General features: G+C 64.1%; 15 protein-coding genes and 1 pseudogene. 5 read left to right on the top strand and 11 right to left on the bottom strand.

The annotated features are described in order from the left end of the window. Positions 1-10: 10 nt before the first annotated feature. Both K288_RS0126935 and rnd read right to left on the bottom strand, forming a co-directional pair. On the bottom strand, positions 11-1,075 hold the full coding sequence (locus K288_RS0126935; RefSeq protein ID WP_027582368.1) for a LysR family transcriptional regulator: 1,065 nt from the start codon (positions 1,073-1,075) through the stop codon (positions 11-13). Positions 1,076-1,188: 113 nt separating this feature from the next. Further along, on the bottom strand, positions 1,189-2,343 hold the full coding sequence (gene rnd / locus K288_RS0126930) for a ribonuclease D (RefSeq protein ID WP_027582367.1): 1,155 nt from the start codon (positions 2,341-2,343) through the stop codon (positions 1,189-1,191). A 641-nt stretch (positions 2,344-2,984) separates the two neighbouring features. Here rnd and K288_RS0126925 point away from each other — a divergent pair. Continuing rightward, on the top strand, positions 2,985-3,428 hold the full coding sequence (locus K288_RS0126925) for a hypothetical protein (RefSeq protein ID WP_152535683.1): 444 nt from the start codon (positions 2,985-2,987) through the stop codon (positions 3,426-3,428). A 241-nt stretch (positions 3,429-3,669) separates the two neighbouring features. Here K288_RS0126925 and chrA read toward each other — a convergent pair whose 3' ends face one another. The 4 genes from chrA to K288_RS0126905 all read right to left on the bottom strand — a co-directional run bounded on the left by chrA (position 3,670) and on the right by K288_RS0126905 (position 8,007). Beyond that, positions 3,670-4,902 carry a chromate efflux transporter gene (chrA, locus tag K288_RS0126920; protein ID WP_051334739.1) on the bottom strand — a complete coding sequence of 411 codons (1,233 nt, stop codon included), beginning with the start codon at positions 4,900-4,902 and terminating at the stop codon, positions 3,670-3,672. A gap of 384 nt (positions 4,903-5,286) precedes the next feature. After that, a complete protein-coding gene (locus K288_RS0126915; protein WP_244443265.1) occupies positions 5,287-5,835 on the bottom strand; it encodes a nucleoside deaminase in 549 nt (182 codons plus the stop codon). A 337-nt stretch (positions 5,836-6,172) separates the two neighbouring features. After that, positions 6,173-6,376 (bottom strand): hypothetical protein, encoded by a 204-nt coding sequence (locus tag K288_RS46645; protein ID WP_043160778.1) that lies wholly within the window; start codon positions 6,374-6,376, stop codon positions 6,173-6,175. Between the two features lie 152 nt (positions 6,377-6,528). Then, on the bottom strand, positions 6,529-8,007 hold the full coding sequence (locus K288_RS0126905; RefSeq protein ID WP_027582363.1) for a YdiU family protein: 1,479 nt from the start codon (positions 8,005-8,007) through the stop codon (positions 6,529-6,531). Positions 8,008-8,198: 191 nt separating this feature from the next. Here K288_RS0126905 and aspS point away from each other — a divergent pair, with 191 nt between their 5' ends. Continuing rightward, positions 8,199-9,974: an aspartate--tRNA ligase gene (gene aspS, locus K288_RS0126900; protein ID WP_027582362.1), complete on the top strand. Its 1,776-nt coding sequence runs from the start codon at positions 8,199-8,201 to the stop codon at positions 9,972-9,974. Between the two features lie 104 nt (positions 9,975-10,078). Here aspS and K288_RS0126895 read toward each other — a convergent pair whose 3' ends face one another. Continuing rightward, positions 10,079-12,055 (bottom strand): hypothetical protein, encoded by a 1,977-nt coding sequence (locus K288_RS0126895; RefSeq protein ID WP_027582361.1) that lies wholly within the window; start codon positions 12,053-12,055, stop codon positions 10,079-10,081. A 243-nt stretch (positions 12,056-12,298) separates the two neighbouring features. Between K288_RS0126895 and K288_RS0126890 the strand changes: the two genes are divergently transcribed. Both K288_RS0126890 and K288_RS0126880 read left to right on the top strand, forming a co-directional pair. Further along, positions 12,299-14,608 (top strand): NADP-dependent malic enzyme, encoded by a 2,310-nt coding sequence (locus tag K288_RS0126890; protein ID WP_027582360.1) that lies wholly within the window; start codon positions 12,299-12,301, stop codon positions 14,606-14,608. 135 nt (positions 14,609-14,743) lie between these two features. Then, on the top strand, positions 14,744-15,196 hold the full coding sequence (locus tag K288_RS0126880; RefSeq protein ID WP_027582359.1) for a DoxX family protein: 453 nt from the start codon (positions 14,744-14,746) through the stop codon (positions 15,194-15,196). A 105-nt stretch (positions 15,197-15,301) separates the two neighbouring features. Here the strand turns inward: K288_RS0126880 and K288_RS0126875 are convergent, their stop codons facing one another. The 4 genes and pseudogenes from K288_RS0126875 to K288_RS0126860 form a co-directional block, all read right to left on the bottom strand. Beyond that, positions 15,302-15,862: a dihydrofolate reductase gene (locus tag K288_RS0126875; protein ID WP_027582358.1), complete on the bottom strand. Its 561-nt coding sequence runs from the start codon at positions 15,860-15,862 to the stop codon at positions 15,302-15,304. A gap of 14 nt (positions 15,863-15,876) precedes the next feature. Next, entirely contained in the window at positions 15,877-16,878 is a 1,002-nt protein-coding gene (locus K288_RS0126870) for a polysaccharide deacetylase family protein (protein WP_027582357.1), read from the bottom strand. 146 nt (positions 16,879-17,024) lie between these two features. Beyond that, positions 17,025-17,616 (bottom strand): annotated as a pseudogene (locus tag K288_RS46640) (glutathione peroxidase). An 85-nt stretch (positions 17,617-17,701) separates the two neighbouring features. Next, on the bottom strand, positions 17,702-19,408 hold the full coding sequence (locus K288_RS0126860) for a L,D-transpeptidase family protein (RefSeq protein WP_051334738.1): 1,707 nt from the start codon (positions 19,406-19,408) through the stop codon (positions 17,702-17,704). Between the two features lie 229 nt (positions 19,409-19,637). Between K288_RS0126860 and K288_RS0126855 the strand changes: the two genes are divergently transcribed. Next, entirely contained in the window at positions 19,638-20,186 is a 549-nt protein-coding gene (locus K288_RS0126855) for a CreA family protein (protein ID WP_043160776.1), read from the top strand. Positions 20,187-20,189: the final 3 nt, after the last annotated feature.

Here is a 20,189-nt window from a genome sequence, read left to right as displayed (position 1 = left end):
CGCGCCGAGTTCAAGTGGTCGTTGGCTCGGTCGGGAAAGGCTTGGGCGCCACGTAATTCTGCAATCCAAAGTGCTCGCGCGATCCCACCATCAACGGCGTCAATTCGTCGGGATGGATGAATTCGTCGCGGAAGCAGGCATAGACCTTGGGATCGAAGATGCTCTTCAACCATTCGAGCATCAGCCGGTGGCGGTCCGAGTCCCGGTACTGGCGGTGATAGCAGAGCCATAGATCCAGTTGATGATTGACGCCGAGGTCGACGGCGACCAGCGGCGCGCCGAGCGCAATCACCGAACTCGGCAGGAAGCCAATTCCGGCGCCCTGTTCGACCGCGTAGAGCACGGCCACGCTGGAATTGGTGGAGATGCCGACGATGCCCTCCAGCGAGTCCACGCCGAGGATACGCTTGTAGGTGCCGTCGCCGTGCGGAACGCCATCCTGCTTGACGATGCGGTGATGCTTCAGCTCGTCGAGCGATGTCGGCAGGCCATAGGCATCGCGATAGGCTTTCGAGGCGAAGGCGTGGATGTGCAGCCGGCCGATCTTTGTTGCGATCAGGTCGGGGTCGCTCGGTCGTTCGACCTGGAGCGAGATGTCCGCCTCCTGCCGCGGAACTTCGGCGCAGCCGGCCACGCAACGCAGCTCGACCATGATGTTGCGGTAGGTTCGCTCGAACGTGATCAGCCGCGGCAGCACCCAGAAGTTCCCGGGTCCCTCCGTCACCGCGATCCGCACGGTGCCGCTCACCTCCGCCGGCGCCCGCGCGCGCCTGGCGACGTTGAGGCTGAGACGCTCCATCTGCTCGACATCGAACAGCAGCGCCCGTCCTTCGCCGGTCAGCGTCAGTTGCGCCTCGTCGCGTGAAAACAGTTTGCAGCCGAGATCGTCCTCGAGCTTGTCGATCTTGCGCATCATTGCGGTTGCCGGCACGCCGAGTACGTCGGCGGCACGGCCGAAGCTGCGGTTCCGGGCGCAAAGCAGGAACACCCGCAAATCTCCCCACGCAGGGCGAAGCGCGTCTTCAAGTTTCTGGCGCTGCATGGGCGCAGCGCTGCCGGCCAGATCGTGCGGCATGCGTTTCTTGTCCCGTGTAAAGGGATGATGCCGCAACCTATGGGATGAAGGTGCACAAAGTGTTGCTAGCTACCTGGAAGTTCAACATAACTTCGGTAGCGATGACTACCCCGTTACTCCTTGGCGCGTTCGACCTTGACCACGCGTCCCTTGTCGATCGCAAGCGCCAGCCGGCCGTGCTTGAGCTTGAGCGCCGCCTCGCCGAATAATTCGCGGCGCCAGCCATGCAGGGCGGCGACGTCGGCGTGATCGTCGGCGGCGATCTGCTCAAGATCGTCGACGGTCGCGATCACCTTGCTTGCGACCGCGTGGCGCTCCGACGTCATCCTGAGCAGCACCTTCAACAGTTCGACGATCGCTGCACCGTTGGAATTGTTGCGCGGCTTCTCGATCTTCGGCAGCTTCGCGAAATCGCGCGCGAGTCCGCGCTGCACGGCGGCGATGATGTCCGTGCCCCATTTCGAGCGCTCGAATCCTTTCGGCAGTGAGCGCAGGTTGGCAAGCTTCTCCAGCGACGTCGGCGCATGCGTTGCGATATCGCCGACCGCCTCGTCCTTCAGCACGCGCGAGCGCGGCACGTCACGGCTCTGCGCTTCCTGCTCGCGCCACGCGGCGACCTCGATCAGCACCGCGAGCTCGCGCGGCTTCCGCACCCTGGTTTTCAGCCGCTCCCAGGCGCGCTCCGGGTGGAAGTCGTAGGTGCGGGGCGAGGTCAGGATCTCCATCTCCTCGCTGACCCAGTCGTTGCGGCCGCGCTTCTTCAGGTCAGCGTCGAGCGCGGTGAAGACGTCGCGCAAATGCGTGACGTCGGAGACCGCGTATTGGGTCTGCTCGGCGCTGAGCGGCCGGCGCGACCAGTCGGTGAAGCGGTGGGTCTTGTCCGGCCGATGGCCGGTGATGCGCTCGACGAGCTGGTCATAGGCGATGCTGTCGCCATAGCCGAGCACCATGGCCGCAACCTGCGTGTCGAAGATCGGGTGCGGGATGGTGTTGGCACGGTGCCAGACGATCTCGATGTCCTGCCGGGCGGCGTGGAACACCTTCAGCACCCTCTCGTTGGCCATCAATTCGAAGAAAGGTGCCAGGTCGATGCCGGGGGCGAGCGCGTCGATCACGACGGCCTCGTCCGGGCTCGCCATTTGCAGCACGCAGAGCAGGGGATAATAGGTCGTCTCCCGCAGGAACTCGGTATCGACGGTGATGACGGGGTGGGCGCCCAAGCGGTCGCACGCCGCCTGCAGTTCCCAGATGGTAGTAATCAGATCCATGAACAGTCCATGACGCTTCCGACACGCGTTCTGCCGAAAGCGCAGGTATGTCAAGGGGCTTGGCTGCAATTCTGGCCTTGCATAGGCTCAAGTCAGGCCGCGCGGAGCATGCCAGGGGGCTCCGGGGGCGAAAACGGGTGATCGGGCGGCCGCCTTACTCGTGACGCCCGTGTTTGGAGGGCCGCCGTGCGGCAGGCATTGCGAGAACGACCAGGCAGAGTGCCACCATCGCCATTCCCACGAATTCAAGAGCAAAGGCTTCCATCGGCAATCTCCCTAACAAAGTCGTAAGACTTGTCGGGATCGGGTTGACGGTCTGTTAAGGGATTTGGTTACCGGCCGTCTGCCGCGGCGATGGTGGACGAGGGGTTAATGGCGGGCCTGCGTGACGGTTGCGCACATGTGGCTGCGTACGATGGGTAGAGCGAAGCGAAACCCATCAGCTTCGGTCGCTAGGCGCACCAATGATGGGTTTCGCTTCGCTCTACCCATCCTGCGGACGCGGTTACGCCCCTATGCGGCGCATATGCGGCTGCGAGTCAGTCGCTCTCGAAATCATATCCGGCTCCGAAGATATTGCGCGCATCGAAGGTGCGGCCCCGACATGCGCGGGCGCGAGAGTGAATGGAACAGGTGATGTCATGTCTTCCCTACAGGTTGGCGCTGGCGACAGGATCATTGATCCGATGATCCAACTGGCGGGCTGCTCGAAGCAGCACCGCATCGTCGTCGCCGGCGCCAAGAGCTTTGAATTGATGCTCGAGCTTCAGCACCGCGGCTATTCGCGCGCGGCCGCCACGGGCAATTGCGGGCGTCCGGCCGGTCAGTACGACGTCGCGCTTGTCGACTGGCGCCGACGCCCGTTGCGCACGCTCGAGGCGACGCTGGACTGGCTGGTCAATTGCCTGAGCGCCAGCGGCGTGCTGGTGGTTTGGGTCGAGGCCCAGAAGCCGGCCGTGAACCAGAGCCTTCGCGCCCTGCTGGAGAAGCGTCGCTTCGTCATCGAGCACAGCACCGTGCATGATTGCGGCTGCGCGCTGTCGGCGCGGCGTCTGCAGACCTATCCGCTGCAGAAGGCGGCCTAGAGCATTTTCGGATCTGATTGAATCAGAACCGAAGCTCTTTCTTCACGCGAACCGGTGTCCACTTCGCTCGAAAACGCCCTGAAACGAATAGCCCGGCAGCATTGGCCGCCGGGCGCACGTGAATATGCCTACATGAACGTCTTATCCTAAAACACGAAGGCGACCGGGATCCTATCCGGGAAAACACTGGTCGAGCGATGGAACATGCTCGCAGCAAGCAAAACCGGCGCTGACAGAGAGGTCACAGGATCGCCGCGCCTATTCCCGCAACGGCGCTGAAGGCAACGACCACGAGCGGAGGTGCGCGCCAGGCGATGAGCAGCACGAATCCGACGAGGGCAATCGCAAAATCCCTGGGTGTCTGCACGGTGGTGGTCCACACCGGATTGTAGAGCGCCGCGCCCAGGATGCCGACGACCGCCGCGTTCACGCCGCGCATCATCGCCTGGGCGCTGGGGCGCTTGCGAAAGCTGTCCCAATACGGCAGCGCTGCCAGGAGGATCAGGACGCCCGGAAGGAATATGCCGAGTAAGCCGATGACGGCACCGACGATGCCGTTCGGCGACGTCTTGACGACCGCGCCGAGATAGGCGGCGAAGGTGAAAAGCGGTCCGGGAACGGCCTGGGCCGCGCCATAGCCGGTCAGGAACACGTCGTCGCCGACCCAGCCCGGCGTCACCACCGCCTCGCGCAGCAGCGGCAGCACCACATGGCCGCCGCCAAACACGAGGGCGCCGGAGCGATAGAACGCGTCGAACAGGGCAATGCCCGAGTTCGGCCATAGCCGCGTCAGGATCGGCAGGCCGACGAGCAGGACCAGGAATGCTGCCAGCGCACTGAGTGCGGCTGTGCGCGACACCGGCACGGCGAAATGGCTGTCGCCGCTCGGCTGCGCGGCGCGGCAGAGCCATAGTCCGGCAAGGCCGCCGAGCAGAATCGCGCCGATCTGTGCCATCGATGACGTGCTGAACAGGATGATGAGCGCCGCGATCATCGCGATCGAGGCCCGCTCGCGGTCGGGGCACAGCGTCCGCGCCATGCCCCATACCGCCTGAGCTATGATCGCGACCGCCACGAGTTTCAGGCCGTGCACCAGTCCCGTTCCGACCGGCCCGCTCAATGTGTTGGCGCCATAGGCGAACAGCAGGAGTGCGATCGCCGATGGCAGCGTGAAACCCGTCCACGCCGCCAGCGCGCCGCGATAGCCTGCGCGCATCAATCCAAGGGAGAAACCGACCTGGCTGCTCGCCGGACCGGGCAGGAATTGGCACAGCGCCACGAGATCCGCATAGGATTGCTCGTCGAGCCATTTGCGACGCTCGACGAACTCGCTGCGAAAATAGCCGATATGGGCGATCGGGCCGCCGAACGATGTCAGCCCGAGCTTGAGGAAGACCAGAAGCACTTCGAGCGGCGAGCCCGCGCGCGGGCGCGAAGGTCTTGCCTCGCTGTCTGGGATTCGCTCAATGTTCATCGCCCGGAATTCCCATCAGCGGAGCTGAAATTCGCTCGAACCGTATCTGTTGTATCGGAGCATAATCGGACGTGACGCGACAACAAGCTTCCGCGATGTTCAATTCAGCCCGCGGCGAAACGCTTGCCACAGTTGCGTCAGATCAATAGCGCGTGAGCCCGCTGCGCTAAAGTGTGGATGTAGCCGAACAGCTTGGCGGCCAGGTTGTTGAGGTTATGGGGCTCGGACTCCTAGGCACACCGGGCCCCACCTTAAGATTTGATATTTGTGGTTTGCAGGATGGGTAGAGCGAAGCGAAACCCATCGCGGCGGAGCAAGCGGCGCGAATGATGGGTTTCGCTTCGCTCTACCTATTCTACGACTGTCGATGGCGATGGATCTTCGCTACTTGAACAACGCCATCGCCTCGTCTGCCAGCACGCCGCCGGTGATCGAGATTGGAGCAAACGGCGCCTTGGCCGCGACCTCGGCGCTCGACAGCATGATCTGATCGATCTTGGTCGCGAGCTGCATCACCGACGCGGCAAACACCAGTCGCTCGACGTGGCACCAGAGGATCGCGCCCATGCACATCGCACAAGGTTCGCCCGATGTGTAGAGCGTGCTGCCGCGCAGGGCGGCTGGACCGTGCGCCGCGAGGCACTTGCGGATTGCGTCCATCTCGCCGTGCGCGGTTGGATCCTGGTTCGTCCGTCCCAGATTGCGTCCACGCGCCATGACCGCGCCGTCGCGCACGATGACCGCGCCGAATGGAAAATCGGCTAGGCGTGCCTCCTCGATTGCCATCCGCATGAATGTCACGTCCTCGGCGGTAGGCGGGCCCGCCAATTGAGCATTGGCCGCCATCGGCAAGATGGCCGTGCAGGCGAGCCCGGCAATGAAGCAGCGCCGATTGGCAAGCCCGACGGGGGTGCACTCGCATTGGCAGGTCATGGTCACGATCTCCTGTTCGGCCGCCCGATCGAGCCATTACAGAAACGATCGCTTACCGAGCTTGCAGGTGCGCGGCCAGCCTTTTGGCAGGCACCGCCCCGCGCACGAGCGCCAAGTCTGTTTAGCCCCGATAGCGGTGCGAGAGCGGACAATCTGGGACCGCTGCTTTAGGCCAGAGGCGGACATTAGGAGCACCTCCGATGGCATCGCGACAAGCGCAATCGGAGGATCGGTTAAGCAGTCGGCGATCAATCGTTCGTCAGCGGGCCGCGAGGGCCCACCATCAGCTCCTCGCTGGGAATGGTGGGCACGCTGCGCTTTGGACGCTTTGCAGCACTCAGGCGGTATGGCCACCCGGATCGGCGTTCGTCGGCGTCTTCTTGGCCCGTTGGGGCGTCATTCTTGCCGGGTCCGGCTGCCCGGGCACCCCGCGCGGCCCGAATTGCTGCCTTTGAAGATCGTCCTCGGAGAATTCAGGCTCGACGCCGTTCGGCTCGATGCGCTTCAAAGGAGTTCCCGGATCGTGGTTGCGCTCGTTCATGCCATGCTCCCTCGCTGGCAGGTCAGAGTCCGGCCAACGATCGGAGCGGCGAATTGTTGCTAACGCGTAGGGCGGATTACGCCTTGCGCTTGGACGCGTGGAGATAGCGCGAATCGTGAGCGGCTAATCCGCCCTGCGCAGCTACGAACACTTCACGTTCCGCAGAAGGTTTGCAGCACGCGCTGATCGGGCAGCGGCGGATCGGCGTAGGCGGCGTATTGCGGCTGGTCGTCGTAGGGCTTTGACAGCACCGTCAACAGTTCTTCGAACGGTGCGTAGTTGTCGTCATTCGTGGCGGCCGCGATCGCCGCCTCGACGCGGTGATTGCGCGGGACGAAGGCGGGGTTGACGGCGTGCATGGCGGACTGCCGCTCGGACGGCGTTTGCGGCTCGAGGGCGATGCGCTCGCGCCAGCGCTTGGCCCATTCGTCAAAGGCGGTGGGATCCATGAACTGCGCCCGGACGTTCTCGTCGCCTGATGCATCCAGCGCGGCGTCGCCGAGGCGGCGGAAGGTGAGGGTGAAGTCGGCCTGGTTTTTCGCCATGGCATCCAGGAGGCCCTCAATCAGCGCCTCGTCGCCATCGCGTTCGGTGAACAGGCCGATCTTCCGGCGCAGGCCGGCTGCATAGGCCGCGCTGAACTTCTCGGAGAAATCGCCGAGGATGAGTTGCGCCTGTTCGATCGCCTTCTCCTGGTCGTCGGAGAACAGCGGCAGCAGGCATTCGGCCAAGCGCGTCAGGTTCCAGAGCGCGATCCGCGGCTGGTTGCCATAGGCGTAGCGGCCCATCTCGTCGATCGAGGAGTAGACCTGCGCAGGGTTGTAGTCGTCCATGAAGGCGCACGGACCGTAGTCGATGGTCTCGCCTGATATCGAGGTGTTGTCGGTGTTCATCACGCCGTGGATGAAGCCGACCAGGAGCCAGCGTGCGATGAGCTCAGCCTGGCGGGCGACGACGCCTTCGAGCAGCGCGTGATAGGGGCGGTCAGCTTTTGCGATGTCCGGATAGTGCCTGTTGATCACATGATCAGCCAGCGCACGCACGCCATCGGTATCGCCCCGGGCGGCGAAGAACTGGAAGGTGCCGACGCGGACATGGCTCGCCGCCACGCGCGTCAGCACGGCGCCGGGTAGTGCCGTCTCGCGCACCACATGCTCGCCTGTGATGACAGCGGCGAGCGAGCGCGTGGTCGGAATGCCCAGCGCGAACATCGCTTCGCTGACGATATATTCGCGCAGGACCGGGCCGAGCGCCGCCCGGCCGTCGCCGCGGCGGGAGAACGGGGTCGGGCCGGAACCCTTGAGCTGGATGTCGCGGCGCACGCCATCCCGGTCGATGACCTCGCCGAGCAGGATGGCGCGGCCGTCGCCGAGTTGCGGAACGAACTGGCCGAACTGGTGGCCGGCATAGGCCATCGCGATCGGGTCGGCGCCTTCGGGCAGGCGCTTGCCGGCGAGAATTTCGGCCCCTTCCGGGGTCTCCAGCAGGTCCGGATCAAGCCCGAGTTGAACCGCGAGCGGCCGGTTGAGCTTGATCAGGCGCGGGGCGGCAACCGGGGTGGGCGCAACACGGGCGAAAAAGTTCGCCGGCAGCGCCGCATAGGTGTTCTGAAAGGGGAAATGCACCGTCATCGCCTAAAGATAGGCTCAGGCTTCAAATAGGCAAACACTTCGCGCTATCTGGCCGAAAATGTCCGGTTCGGGCGCAAATCAGGGCGTTCCCTTGGTTGCCGCACCTCGCGGCCTCGGGTAAACCCACCGCAAATTCGGGCAGGCCCGTTGGCCGCCCGATTCGAACCCTCCGACATCTGTTTGGGAAGTCCATGCATCGCTACCGGTCACATACATGCGGCGCGCTCCGCGAGAGCCACATTGGCGAGACGGTCCGCCTTTCCGGCTGGGTCCATCGCGTTCGCGACCATGGCGGTGTGCTGTTCATCGACCTGCGCGACCATTACGGCATCACCCAATGCGTGGCGGACCCGGACTCGGCCGCGTTCCACGATGCCGAAAAGCTGCGCTCCGAATGGGTGGTGCGGACGGACGGGAAGGTCCGCCGCCGCCCCGAGGGCACCGACAATCCGGAACTTCCGACCGGGCAGGTCGAGATCTATGTCAGCGAGATCGAGGTGCTCGGCCCCGCCGCCGAGCTGCCGCTGCCGGTATTCGGCGAGCAGGAATATCCTGAAGACATAAGGCTTAAGTACCGTTTCCTCGACTTGCGTCGCGAGAAGCTGCACCAGAACATCATGACCCGCGGCGCGATCGTCGATTCCATGCGCAAGCGGATGAAGGAGCAGGGCTTCTTCGAATTCCAGACGCCGATCCTCACCGCATCCTCGCCGGAGGGCGCGCGCGACTTCCTGGTGCCCTCCCGCATCCATCCCGGCAAATTCTACGCGCTGCCGCAGGCGCCGCAGCAGTACAAGCAATTGATCATGATGTCGGGCTTCGATCGCTATTTCCAGATCGCGCCCTGTTTCCGCGACGAGGACCCGCGCGCCGACCGCCTGCCAGGCGAGTTCTACCAGCTCGACGTCGAAATGAGTTTTGTGACCCAGGACGACGTATTCGCGGCGATGGAGCCGGTGATAACGGGCGTGTTCGAGGATTTTGCCAACGGCAAGCCGGTGACCAAGAACTGGCCGCGGATTCCGTTTGCGGAGGCGATCCGCAAATACGGCACTGACAAGCCGGACCTTCGCAACCCGATCGTGATGCAGGAGGTCTCCGAGCATTTCCGCGGCTCCGGCTTCAAGGTGTTCGCGCGGATGCTGGAGGACCCGAAGAACCAGGTGTGGGCGATCCCGGCCAAGGGCGGCGGCAGCCGTGCCTTCGCCGACCGCATGAACTCCTGGGCCCAGGGCGAGGGGCAGCCGGGTCTCGGCTACATCTTCTGGCGCGAAGGCGGTGAGGGCGCAGGCCCGCTTGCGAACAACATCGGCGCTGAACGGACCGCTGCGGTCCGTGAACAGCTCGGCCTGCAGGAAGGCGATGCCGCGTTCTTCGTCGCCGGTGAGCCCGACAAGTTCTGGAAGTTCTCAGGCCTTGCGCGGACCAAGCTCGGCGAGGAATTGAACCTGATCGACAAGGACCGGTTCGAGCTCGCCTGGATCGTCGATTTCCCGATGTACGAGTACAACGAGGAAGACAAGAAGGTCGACTTCTCGCACAACCCGTTCTCGATGCCGCAGGGTGGATTGGAGGCGCTGCAAACGCAGGACCCCCTGACGATCAAGGCGTTCCAGTACGACATCGCCTGCAACGGCTACGAGATCGCCTCCGGCGGCATTCGTAACCACAAGCCGGAAGCGATGGTGAAGGCGTTCCAGATCGCGGGCTATGGCGAAGAGGACGTGGTCGAGCGCTTCGGCGGCATGTACCGGGCTTTCCAGTACGGCGCGCCGCCGCATGGCGGCATGGCCGCGGGGCTCGATCGCATCGTGATGCTGCTCTGCGGCACGACGAATTTGCGCGAGATCTCGCTGTTCCCGATGAACCAGCAGGCCGTCGATCTCCTGATGGGCGCGCCGTCGGAAGCCACGACGAAGCAGCTCCGCGAGCTCCACATCAGGGTCAACCTGCCGAACAAAGGGTAGGTGCGTAGCCCGGGTGGAGCGCCAGCGTAACCCGGGGCCGCCCGCAAACTCTGACGCAGATGTCCCGGGTTGCGCGTTCCGCTCCACCCGGGCTACGGCGGCACCTACAATCCCGTCGAGGCCTCGACGTGGAATTGCGCGAGCGCGATCAGCGGGTCGGTCTTGAGAAGCTGAACGAGTTGGAGCCCCGGCACCTTGCCGCGCGGCGTCAGCTTGATGATCAGCGTTTGTCCCGGGCTTTCGACAAAGCGGACCACGGCGTCCACCGCGGCGGCGGCATCGGGATTGGCGGCGATGGTTTGGCCAAACGCCTTGATCCGGTCGATGATGGCGCCTCTCGCATCCTCGCGACTGATGTTCTGGGCGCGGGCATATTGCGCAACCGCAACATCGACGCAGCCGCTGTCGCGCAAGGTGAGCTCGACGGCTCCTGCTTCGATCTGGGTTGCCTGGCTCGCTGCTTGCGCCGGATCGGAGGAGAACACGCCGCGGGGCACGTTGGCGAATGCAACCTGGGCCGACGCCTTCAGCAGATTGCCGATTTCGAGGTTTGCGGGCGCGAACACAAAGGCGCCTGACTGTTCGGTCCAGCCCGCGCCGAGATCGATGTCGATGGCCGCCCGGTCGAGGCCTGCCGCAACAAGCGGCTGCATCGCCGGATCAGTCGCATCAATCGGGACATTCAGCTTCGCCACCAGATGCGCCTTGCTTGGGACGGGACCGATGAACTGGCCCCAGCCCAGGCTGATGGTGTCGATGTTGATGAGCTTGTTGGTGTCGCGGAAGGGCGTGGCGGCGCCTTTGACCTCGAGGCCTTCGAACACTCGGAACAGGCCGAAGAGTTCGTCTGGCGTGGCCCTTGGCTCGGCGTTGGCGCGCGCTGCGAAGCGCATCAGTTGCGGGATGTCGAAGGAATTCAACGCAAACCGGTCGAACCTGAACGGCCCCTTTGGCGTCTCGACCTCCAGGCCCTCTAGCGCCAATTGGCCGCGGCCGTTTTCCAGATTGGCGTGGATCGCCGCCAGCTTGAAGGGTCCTTGCGGCGTCCGCATCACGTGTCCGCGCAATTCCGCATTGCCGATGCGAATGCCCTCATAGAAGCCTGCCATCTTCTCCATGATCTCGCGCGCCTTCGCCTGGGTCGGAGGGCCGGCGCCCGGCTGCGGCACCAGCGCAAGGATCGGCGCCAGTTGCAGCTTTGACGGCCGCACTGCGATATCGTCGACCATGATGCTGTCGATCTGCGCCCGCACGCCCTGGTCGGTAGCAAACACATAGGGGCCGGCCGAGACTTGCCGGTAGACGCGGTGATAGGTGTCGTCGCTCGATTTCTCGGGATCGAGCACGGTGCCCGCCGCCGCGGCATCGAAATCATGGGCGACGAGATTGGAGAGAGTGCCGGTCAATTTCTCGCGCTTGCCCGCTTGCGGCGTGTTCACCGTGAAGGTGAACCCGTCCGCCTTGGTGCTGGCGACCTTGCCGTCCCTGATGTCCTGCAGCGCTATGCCCGAATAGGCGAATTCGCCGCCACCAAGCGTCGCCGCGCCGCCATTGATCGTGCCGGTCACCGAGGGGACCGTGACCGATGAGGCCGCAACGGTCGTGAACTGCTGGAGCGCAAAGCGATAGATGTCGAGCAGGGATTCCGAGGCCGGCAGTTGCGCCGGGTTGGAAGGGCCGGAATAATCCTTCACCGTGAAGAGCGGCACCTTGTAGGTAACCTTGGCCTGGACCTTGTCGGTCACCTCGGTTGCCAGCTCGATGTCGGCCAGTTCGATGCTGTCGGCCGCGATGCGGGCACGGTCGGGCTGACGGACGCCGGTGGCGATCAGGCTCGCGATCTTCAGCCGCGCCGGTGGCTGCGCCGCCGATTCGGCCACGATGTCCACGACCGTGACGGTGCGCGCCAGCATGTCCACCGTCACCTTGCCGTGGCTGGCCTTGCCGCCGGCGGCGCGGACCTGCGCGAACGCCGTCTCGATGCCGCTGGTCATGCGATGCTGCACGTAGAGATTGAAGCCGAGCAGGCCGGCGGCGGCGACCACGACCGCAGCGATCAGGCCGATCAAGATCCGTATCATCCACTCAGCTCCGAATTTACGATCATGCGGGGGACAAATTGCCATGTTCTCATGGGCATGACCTGGGACGAAAAGGCCGGTATGGCTTCAAATATTGCGCGGACGGCGGCTGTTGACGGGGGTGCGATCCGATGTTGCATGAAGGGGGCTCGGCGTGCTTCACATCCGGCTCGACCTGCTGGACAACTGGCCTTGTTCGACCCGCACAGAATAAGAGCGTGAGGCCGGAAACGCGAGAGCACGATGTCATCCTCTTCTGAAGATCTCCATTCCGCGGCGCTGGCCTATCACCGGCTGCCGCGACCCGGCAAACTCGAGATACAGGCCATCAAGCCGCTCGCCAACCAGCGCGACCTCGCGCTCGCCTATTCGCCCGGCGTCGCCGCCGCCTGCACCGAGATCGCGAAGAACCCAGCGGAAGCCGCCTCGCTGACGGCGCGCGCGAATCTGGTCGCGGTGGTCAGTAACGGTACCGCAGTGCTTGGGCTTGGCAATATCGGCCCGCTGGCCTCGAAGCCGGTGATGGAAGGCAAGGCGGTGCTGTTCAAGAAGTTCGCCGGCATCGACGTGTTCGACATCGAGATCAAGGCCGACACCATCGAGCGCGTGGTCGAGACGGTGGCGGCGCTGGAGCCGACCTTCGGCGGCATCAATCTGGAGGACATCCGCGGGCCCGAATGCTTCGAGATCGAGGCGCAGCTCAAGGAGCGGATGAAGATCCCGGTCTTCCACGACGACCAGCACGGCACCGCGATCATCGTCGGGGCCGCGATCGTCAACGCGCTGCTGTTGAACGGCAAGAAGCTGTCCGAGGTCAAGATCGTCTGCTCCGGCGCGGGCGCGGCCGCGATCGCCTGCCTCAATCTCTTGGTGTCGATGGGAGCGCAGCGCAAAAATATCTGGGTCTGCGACATCGACGGTGTCGTGCATGAGGGGCGCAACACCTCGATGGACCGCTGGAAGGCAGTCTATGCCCAGAAGACGGATGCGCGGGTGCTGGCTGACGTGATCGGCGGCGCCGACATCTTCCTGGGCCTCTCGGCGCCGAACGTGCTGAAGCCGGAAATGGCAAAGCAGATGGCGGAGCAGCCGCTGATCATGGCGCTCGCCAACCCCGTGCCGGAGATCATGCCGGACGAGGCGCGGAAAGCGCGCCCCGACGCCATGATCTGCACGGGACGTTCGGACTTCCCGAACCAGGTCAACAACGTCCTGTGCTTTCCCTTCATCTTCCGCGGCGCGCTCGACGTCGGCGCGACCGCGATCAACGAGGCGATGAAGCACGCGGCGGTGGACGCGATCGCGCAGCTCGCGCGCGATCCGCCGTCGGACGCGGTCGCGTCGCGCTTCGACTCGGGTGAAACGCAGGGTTTCGGGCCGGGCCAGCTGATCCCAAGCCCGTTCGACCCGCGCCTGATCCTGCGGATCGCACCGGCGGTGGCGAGAGCGGCGATGGAATCGGGCGTGGCGTCGCGCCCGATCAAGAATTTCGACGAATATACCGCGCTGCTCGAGCGCTTCGCCTTCCGCTCCGGCCTCGTCATGAAGCCGATGTTCGCCAAGGCCAAGACGCAGCCGGTGCGCGTGATCTATGCCGAAGGCGAGGACGAGCGTGTGCTGCGCGCGACCCAGGTGGTGCTCGAAGAGAAGCTGGCACGGCCGATCCTGGTCGGGCGGCCCTCGGTGGTCGAAACCCGCATCAAGCGGTTCGGCCTCGCGATCAAGGCCGGCAAGGATTTCGACCTCATCAATCCCGAGGACGATCCGCGCTACCGCTCCTATGTGCAGTCCTATATCGACGTCGCCGGCCGGCGCGGCGTGACGCCGGATGCGGCGCGCACAGTGGTGCGCACCAACAACACCGTGATCGCGGCGCTCGCGGTGGTGCGCGGCGAGGCGGATGCCATGCTGTGCGGCGTCGAGGGCCGCTACATGAGCCATCTGCGCCATGTGCGCGAAATCATCGGCTTCCTGCCTGGAGTCAGCGACTATGCGGCGCTGGCGCTGATGATCTCGACCAAGGGAGCGCATTTCATCGCCGATACGCAGGTGCGGCCGAATCCCAGCCCGGAAGAACTCTCGGAGATGGCGTCGCTCGCGGCGATCCATGTCCAGCGCTTCAACTTCAAGCCCAGGGTCGCGTTCGTGTCGCACTCGGATTTCGGCAGCTACGACACCGAATCCTCGCGCAAGATGCGGCGCGCCACGCAGCTCCTCAAGGAGAAGCATCCGGAGATCGAAGCCGACGGCGAGATGCAGGGCGACACCGCGCTCTCGCGGGCGGTGCGCGACCTGGTGCTGCCGGGCTCGAAGCTGGAAGGCGAGGCCAACATCCTGATCATGCCGAATCTCGATGCGGCCAACATCGCCTACCAGATGATCAAGGCGTTGGGCGACGCGCTTCCGGTCGGTCCGATCCTGATCGGCCCGGCACGGCCGGCGCACATCCTCACGCCATCGGTGACGGCGCGCGGTGTGCTCAACATGACGGCGGTCGCAGCCGTCGAGGCGCAGGAGCGTGCAGGCCGCGCGCAGCCGACCTTGTTCGGCTAGAGCATGATCCGGAAAAGCGGAGGCCGGTTCATCGGATCATGATCTTGGCGGAGCCGGATTCGATTTGCTCGCGGCAGGCGGAACGACCATAATCGTTCCGCGCTTGGTTCATGACTGCGATCAATGGGGACGACCATGCCGGGGTTCATTGCTTTCGGGCGAGTCTTGTTCGCCGTGCTGTTCATCTATTCGGGAGCAAGCAAGCTGGTGGCGATCCAGGCGACCGCGGATTCCTTCGCAGCCAAGATCACCATTCCCGAGATTGCGGCGCCCTATGCGCACCAGCTCGAGACCATGGCGGCAATGCCGATCATGCAATTGATCGCGATTTCGGTCGGCGTGTTCGAAATCCTTGCCGGCGTGATGATCGCGCTGAACTGGCTGGTGCGCTTCTTCTCGATCCTGCTCATCATCCTCGTGGTCGGCGCGACCTTCTATTTCCACGATTTCTGGAATCAGCCGGCGCCGGACAACGCCCATACGCTGATGGAGGCGCTGAAGAACCTGTCGATCATCGGCGCGCTGTTCATCTTGGCGGGCTACGGGCGCACGCCGCGGAGCGCGGACGCTGCCTACGGCGATGCGTGAGAGACTTGTAGCCCGGGTGGAGCGGAACGCGTAACCCGGGACGGCGGTATCCGTATTTGCGAGCGGCCCCGGGTTACGCTGGCGCTTCACCCGGCTACGGCAGCCTCACGCTGTGGCGCGCCGCCACGGCGTGACGGTGACATCCTGATCCGGCTCCAGCAGCTTTGGCTCGCCGGGCTTCAATCCGTGGGATGCGAGGATCTGCTGCGGTGAGCGGGCAGGGACGCCGGGAAAACAAGGCTCCCCGTCCGGCAGCTTCACCCGCGACGCCTGTGACAGCCAGAACGTGTCATAGCGATCCATGAACATGTCGAACACCGAAGGACCGCCGATGATCGCGACGGTGCCGGAGGTGACCCCGGCTTCCGCGCTCGCCGTCTCGAACGAGGCGCCGGCGGGATTCCAGAGCGTGGCTTTCGGATTGGCGGGATCGGGCGCGGTGGCATGCACTCTGCGCGTCAGGATGATGCGTTTTCGCTGTGGCGAGTTCGGCTGGTCCTCGTAGGAATTGCGGCCATGCACGATCAGGTCGGCGCGGTCGAGGGCGGCGGAGAAGAATTTCTTGTCGCCCTCGAACTTCAATTCGCTCGGCATCACGTTCTCGGCGTTGGCCAGCCGGCCATCGGCGGAGACGATGACATAGCCTTCAAAACGCAACGCCGGCACGATAACTCGGGACGCTATTCGTTGACCGTCGTGACGACGCTGTTGACTGGCCGTGCGCTCACCGTCGGCAGCTTGGCGTCCTTGGTCAGCTCTTCCTCATATTGCGGCAGCACCTGCACCGGCGCCTTCGCTCGCATCGCCACCACCTTGTAGCCACCGGCCTTCAGCCGGCTCAGCAATTCGGGCAGCGCTTCCGCGGTATGCTTCTGGAAGTCGTGCATCAGGATGATGCCCTTCCCGAGCTTGTCGACCTTCTTCATCACGGTGTCGATCACCGTCTGCGGCTTGCTCGCCTTGAAGTCGAACGAGTCGAGGTCGCAGGAGAAGATGGCGATGTTGCGCGTGCCGAGATAGGTCACCATTTCCGGCGGATGCTGCAGCGCCGGGAAGCGGAAGAACGGCGAAGGCGAGACGCCGAGCGCCCACTTGACCGCAGCGAAGCCCTTCTCGATCTCGTCCTTGCGCTGGTCTTCAGTCAGCTTCTTGTTGTTCAGGTTGGCGTGCGACCAGGTGTGCGCGCCCACGGTGTGGCCGGCGTTGTAAACCTGCTTGAGAATCTCGGGATGGTAGGTCGCGTGCTTGCCGATCGGGAAGAAGATGCCGGTGGTGCATTCGTCCGCCAGCGCCTTTAGCACGGCGGGCGTATTGTTCGGCCACGGACCGTCGTCGAAGGTGAGGACCACCTCGTGGTCGCGCAGGAAGTCGAGCTGCTTGAAATGCTCGAATCCGAAGCCGGGTCCGCCTGTGGTGTCGATCTCGACCGTGCGTCCGACGCCGAGCGCGCTCGGATTGTTGCAGGCGGCACGCGCAGGCTGCGGTGGCTGTGCAGGAGCGGCGGCAGGAACCGGCGCGGGTGCCGCTTGCGGAGCAGCTGTCTGCTGCGCGGGCGCCGGAGCGGCGTTCGCGCCCTTGGCGACGGGAGCACCTTTGGCGGGAGGCGGAGTCTGCGACCAAGCCGCGGTGGATGAGAGTAGCGAAACCACGCCCGCAAAAATCAAACCTGCCGCAATGCGCATGGCTATGTTCCCTAGAGCTATCGTGCGGATGAAGGTATCCAGTACCCGCCCGAAACCGCCTCCTACCCCAACTAATAGTAGCCTAGATGGTCAGCCCCCGCCAATGCAACGGAGACCGGTATCCTGCACAGGTTTAATTGCTGACATCAGGCTGCCGCCAGTGCCCGGGCGATGGTGGTCTTGACCCTCGTGTCCTCCGGCGGAACCGACTCGGCGAAGACGTCAGCGATGTAGCCGTCGCGGCCGATCAGATATTTGTGGAAGTTCCAGCGCGGGACATCCTTCGGGCGCGCGTCGGCGGCCCATCGGTAGAAGGGATGCGCATTGGGGCCCTTCACCACGGCTTTGGCCGCCATTGGGAAGGTGACTCCATATTGGTGATGCGCGATATTGGTGATGCGCGGTCTCGGCGATCTCGGTTGCCCCGCCGGGCTCCTGGCTGCCGAAATCGTTGGAGGGGACGCCGATGATGACAAGGCCGCGGTCGCGGAACTCCATCCACAGGGCTTGCAGCCCCGCATATTGCGGGGTGAAGCCGCACAGCGAGGCGGTGTTGACGATCAGAAGGGGATGGCCGGCATGCTCGGCGAGGCGGATGTCACTGCCCTGCAGCGCCGGAAACGAGAAGGCATAGGCAGTAACCCGGCTCATCGCCGGCTCCGCCTGCAAGGTCCGGGAGCACGAAGGTTCGGCCAGTATCGCCACCGCGCCCGCGACAAAAAACCTGCGGCTGATCATAGCCATTTCCCTTGAGCATGAAGATTCCTGGAACAATAGCCCGACCGGATGGGAGCCAGCCTTCAACAAGCCGTTACGGGGATGCTCAGCGCAGCGGGATGATGAAGTCCGTGCCTTCGCCGGTTTCGCCCTGGTTGATGCCCTGGTCGGACACGATGATCGAACCGCCTGACGTGAGCGCCTCGTTGACGCGCGCCATCGCATCCTGCGGGATGGTGATGCGGTCGAGCGCTTCCGCCGGGCTGTTGGCGAGCGGCTGCGGCTTCACCTCGGCGGATGCAGCGCGGCGGCGCCGCGCCGGATAGGCATCCTCATCCAGACGCGCGGCTGTGCGGGCAGTCGGCAGCGAGACCACCGACCAGCGCAGGAGGTTGGGATCGCTCCTGTCCGCCTGGGCGGTGAAAACATGCGTGCCAAGCGGCCGGTCGCCAGGTGCGATCGCGATGGGCACCTCGAACAGCGGCGCAAAGTTCTGCCGCACGTAGAGCTTGGAATCCTTGCGGCTGATCAGGACGGCGATCTGGCCGGTCCGCTTCGGCTGATCGAGCTTTGCGGTGCCCGGCAAACGTGAAGTGTCCTTCTTGGCGTCGGCATCGGATGCATCGGCCGGCTTGGCGGGCTCGGTCGATTTCTCGGCAGCCGGCTCGGTCGATTTTATTGCGTCGGCCTTGGGCGCATCCTGCTTGACTGCTTCGGCGCTGGTCTCACCCTTCACGCGTTCACCGACGGGGGCTTCGGCTTTCGAAGCTTCCGTACTGGCGGTGGTCTCGGCCGAATTCTGTTCGGCGTCGGCGGATTTCGCTTCGCCGACCCTGCTGTCGTCCACACTGACGTCGGCAGCGCGAGCCGCGGCGAGCTTGGTAGACGCAGTTTCGGTTTCTGCCGTCGCTCCGTTCGTCACGACCTCGTCAGTTTTCGCGATGGTCGCGCCGGACAATGTGAGGGAGGGGCGGGTGGTCGGCACTGCACCACTGGCGTCCGCGGTATGGGTCTGCTCGTGCAGGGACGTTTGCAACTCGGCATGGCCCACAGTCGCGCGCAGCTCGATGCCGTTTTCGTTGACGGGCGTGATCTCAGCGCCCTTGTCACCCTTGACGCCGATCGGAGCATCCACCTTCGGCTCTTCCGCGACCGGCTGCGGGGCCACCTTTTGCGTGGCCAGCAGCGGATGCGAAAAAGCAGCGGGCGTGATCTCGCCAGGCGTGATGATGACGCGCGCGCCCATCTTGGTCCAATTCCACATCTTGATCGCGAATGCCATCGGCATCCGGATGCAGCCGTGCGACGCAGGATAGCCGGGCAGCACGCCGGCATGCATCGCGACACCTGACCAGGTGATCCGCTGCATGTAGGGCATCGGCGCGCCGCTATAGATGTTGGAGTGATGGAATTTGTGTTTCTGGATGACGCTGAAGACACCCATCGGGGTGGAGTGGCCCTTCATGCCGGTCGAGACCGGGCTCTCGGCAAACAGCCCGTTCGCGTCAAAGACGCGCATCTTTTGGTCGTGGATCGAGATCGTGATGATGAGGGGCGCCTGCGGCTTGGCGCCGGTCTCCTTTTCGGGGGCTGCGGCCTTTGCGGCGGGCTTGCGCGGCTTTTGTCGCCGCGGCTGAATCTGAATCTGGGGCTCGGGCCGATAGTAGGTGGGGTCGTTGTCACGCCAATAGTAGAGCGCGGCATCGGCCCGCGGCGCGGCGCCGAGCGTGCCCAGCGTCGCCAGAACAGCAATCTTCCAAACCCGTTCACTTGCAGCATGCAAAGTCGAAATCTGACGCTTAGTCACGCGCATAGTCCTTAAGAGCCCCAGTCCAATATTGGTTGGTTGTCGCAGACACGAAATACGTTCACCAGCGCAGGCCACTTTAACCGTTCTGTGATCGCAGTGCTTTTCGTCAAAAGCGTAGCAAAAAAGCCTCACAATAGGTTAAACCGTCCATCGCGCCTCTCATTGCGTGCAGTCTTTCCCCTGCAGCCTTTCGCCATACATAGGCCGCGCCAACATCGTTGCGGAGCCATTCATGCACGCCAAAGCCATCACTTTTCCTCAACTGCCTTGGAAGAGGCTGGCTTTGGCCACAGTCGTTCTGGCGCTGGGACTGGTGCAGGCGGCGGTCGCTGCCGACGAGCCCGACCTGATCTTCCGCCGCTCCACCGTGTTCAAATGGATTTCGCCCAACGACAAGCTGGCGACCTATGGCGTCGATGACCCCGAGGTCGAGGGCGTGGCCTGTCATTTCACAGTGCCGGAGAAGGGCGGCTTCAAGGGCTGGCTGGGAGTGGCGGAGGAAGTCTCAGACATTTCGCTGGCGTGCCGGCAGATCGGGCCGATCCGCTTCAAGGACAAGATGGGCCAGGGCGACGACATGTTCCGCCAGCGCCGGTCGCTGTTCTTCAAGAAGATGCAAATCGTTCGCGGGTGCGATGCCAAGCGAAACGTGCTCGTCTACATGGTCTATTCGGACAAGCTGATCGAAGGTTCGCCGAAGAACTCCACCTCTTCGGTGCCGATCATGCCGTGGGGCGCAGGCGATGCCGCTGTGCAGAAGTGCGGCGACTTCATCCAGTAATCG

The sequence above is a fragment of the Bradyrhizobium sp. Ai1a-2 genome, from assembly GCF_000426245.1.
Taxonomy (GTDB): Bacteria; Pseudomonadota; Alphaproteobacteria; order Rhizobiales; family Xanthobacteraceae; genus Bradyrhizobium.
Note: the sequence above shows the minus strand (reverse complement) of the source record. Positions and strands in the feature narration are given on the sequence as shown.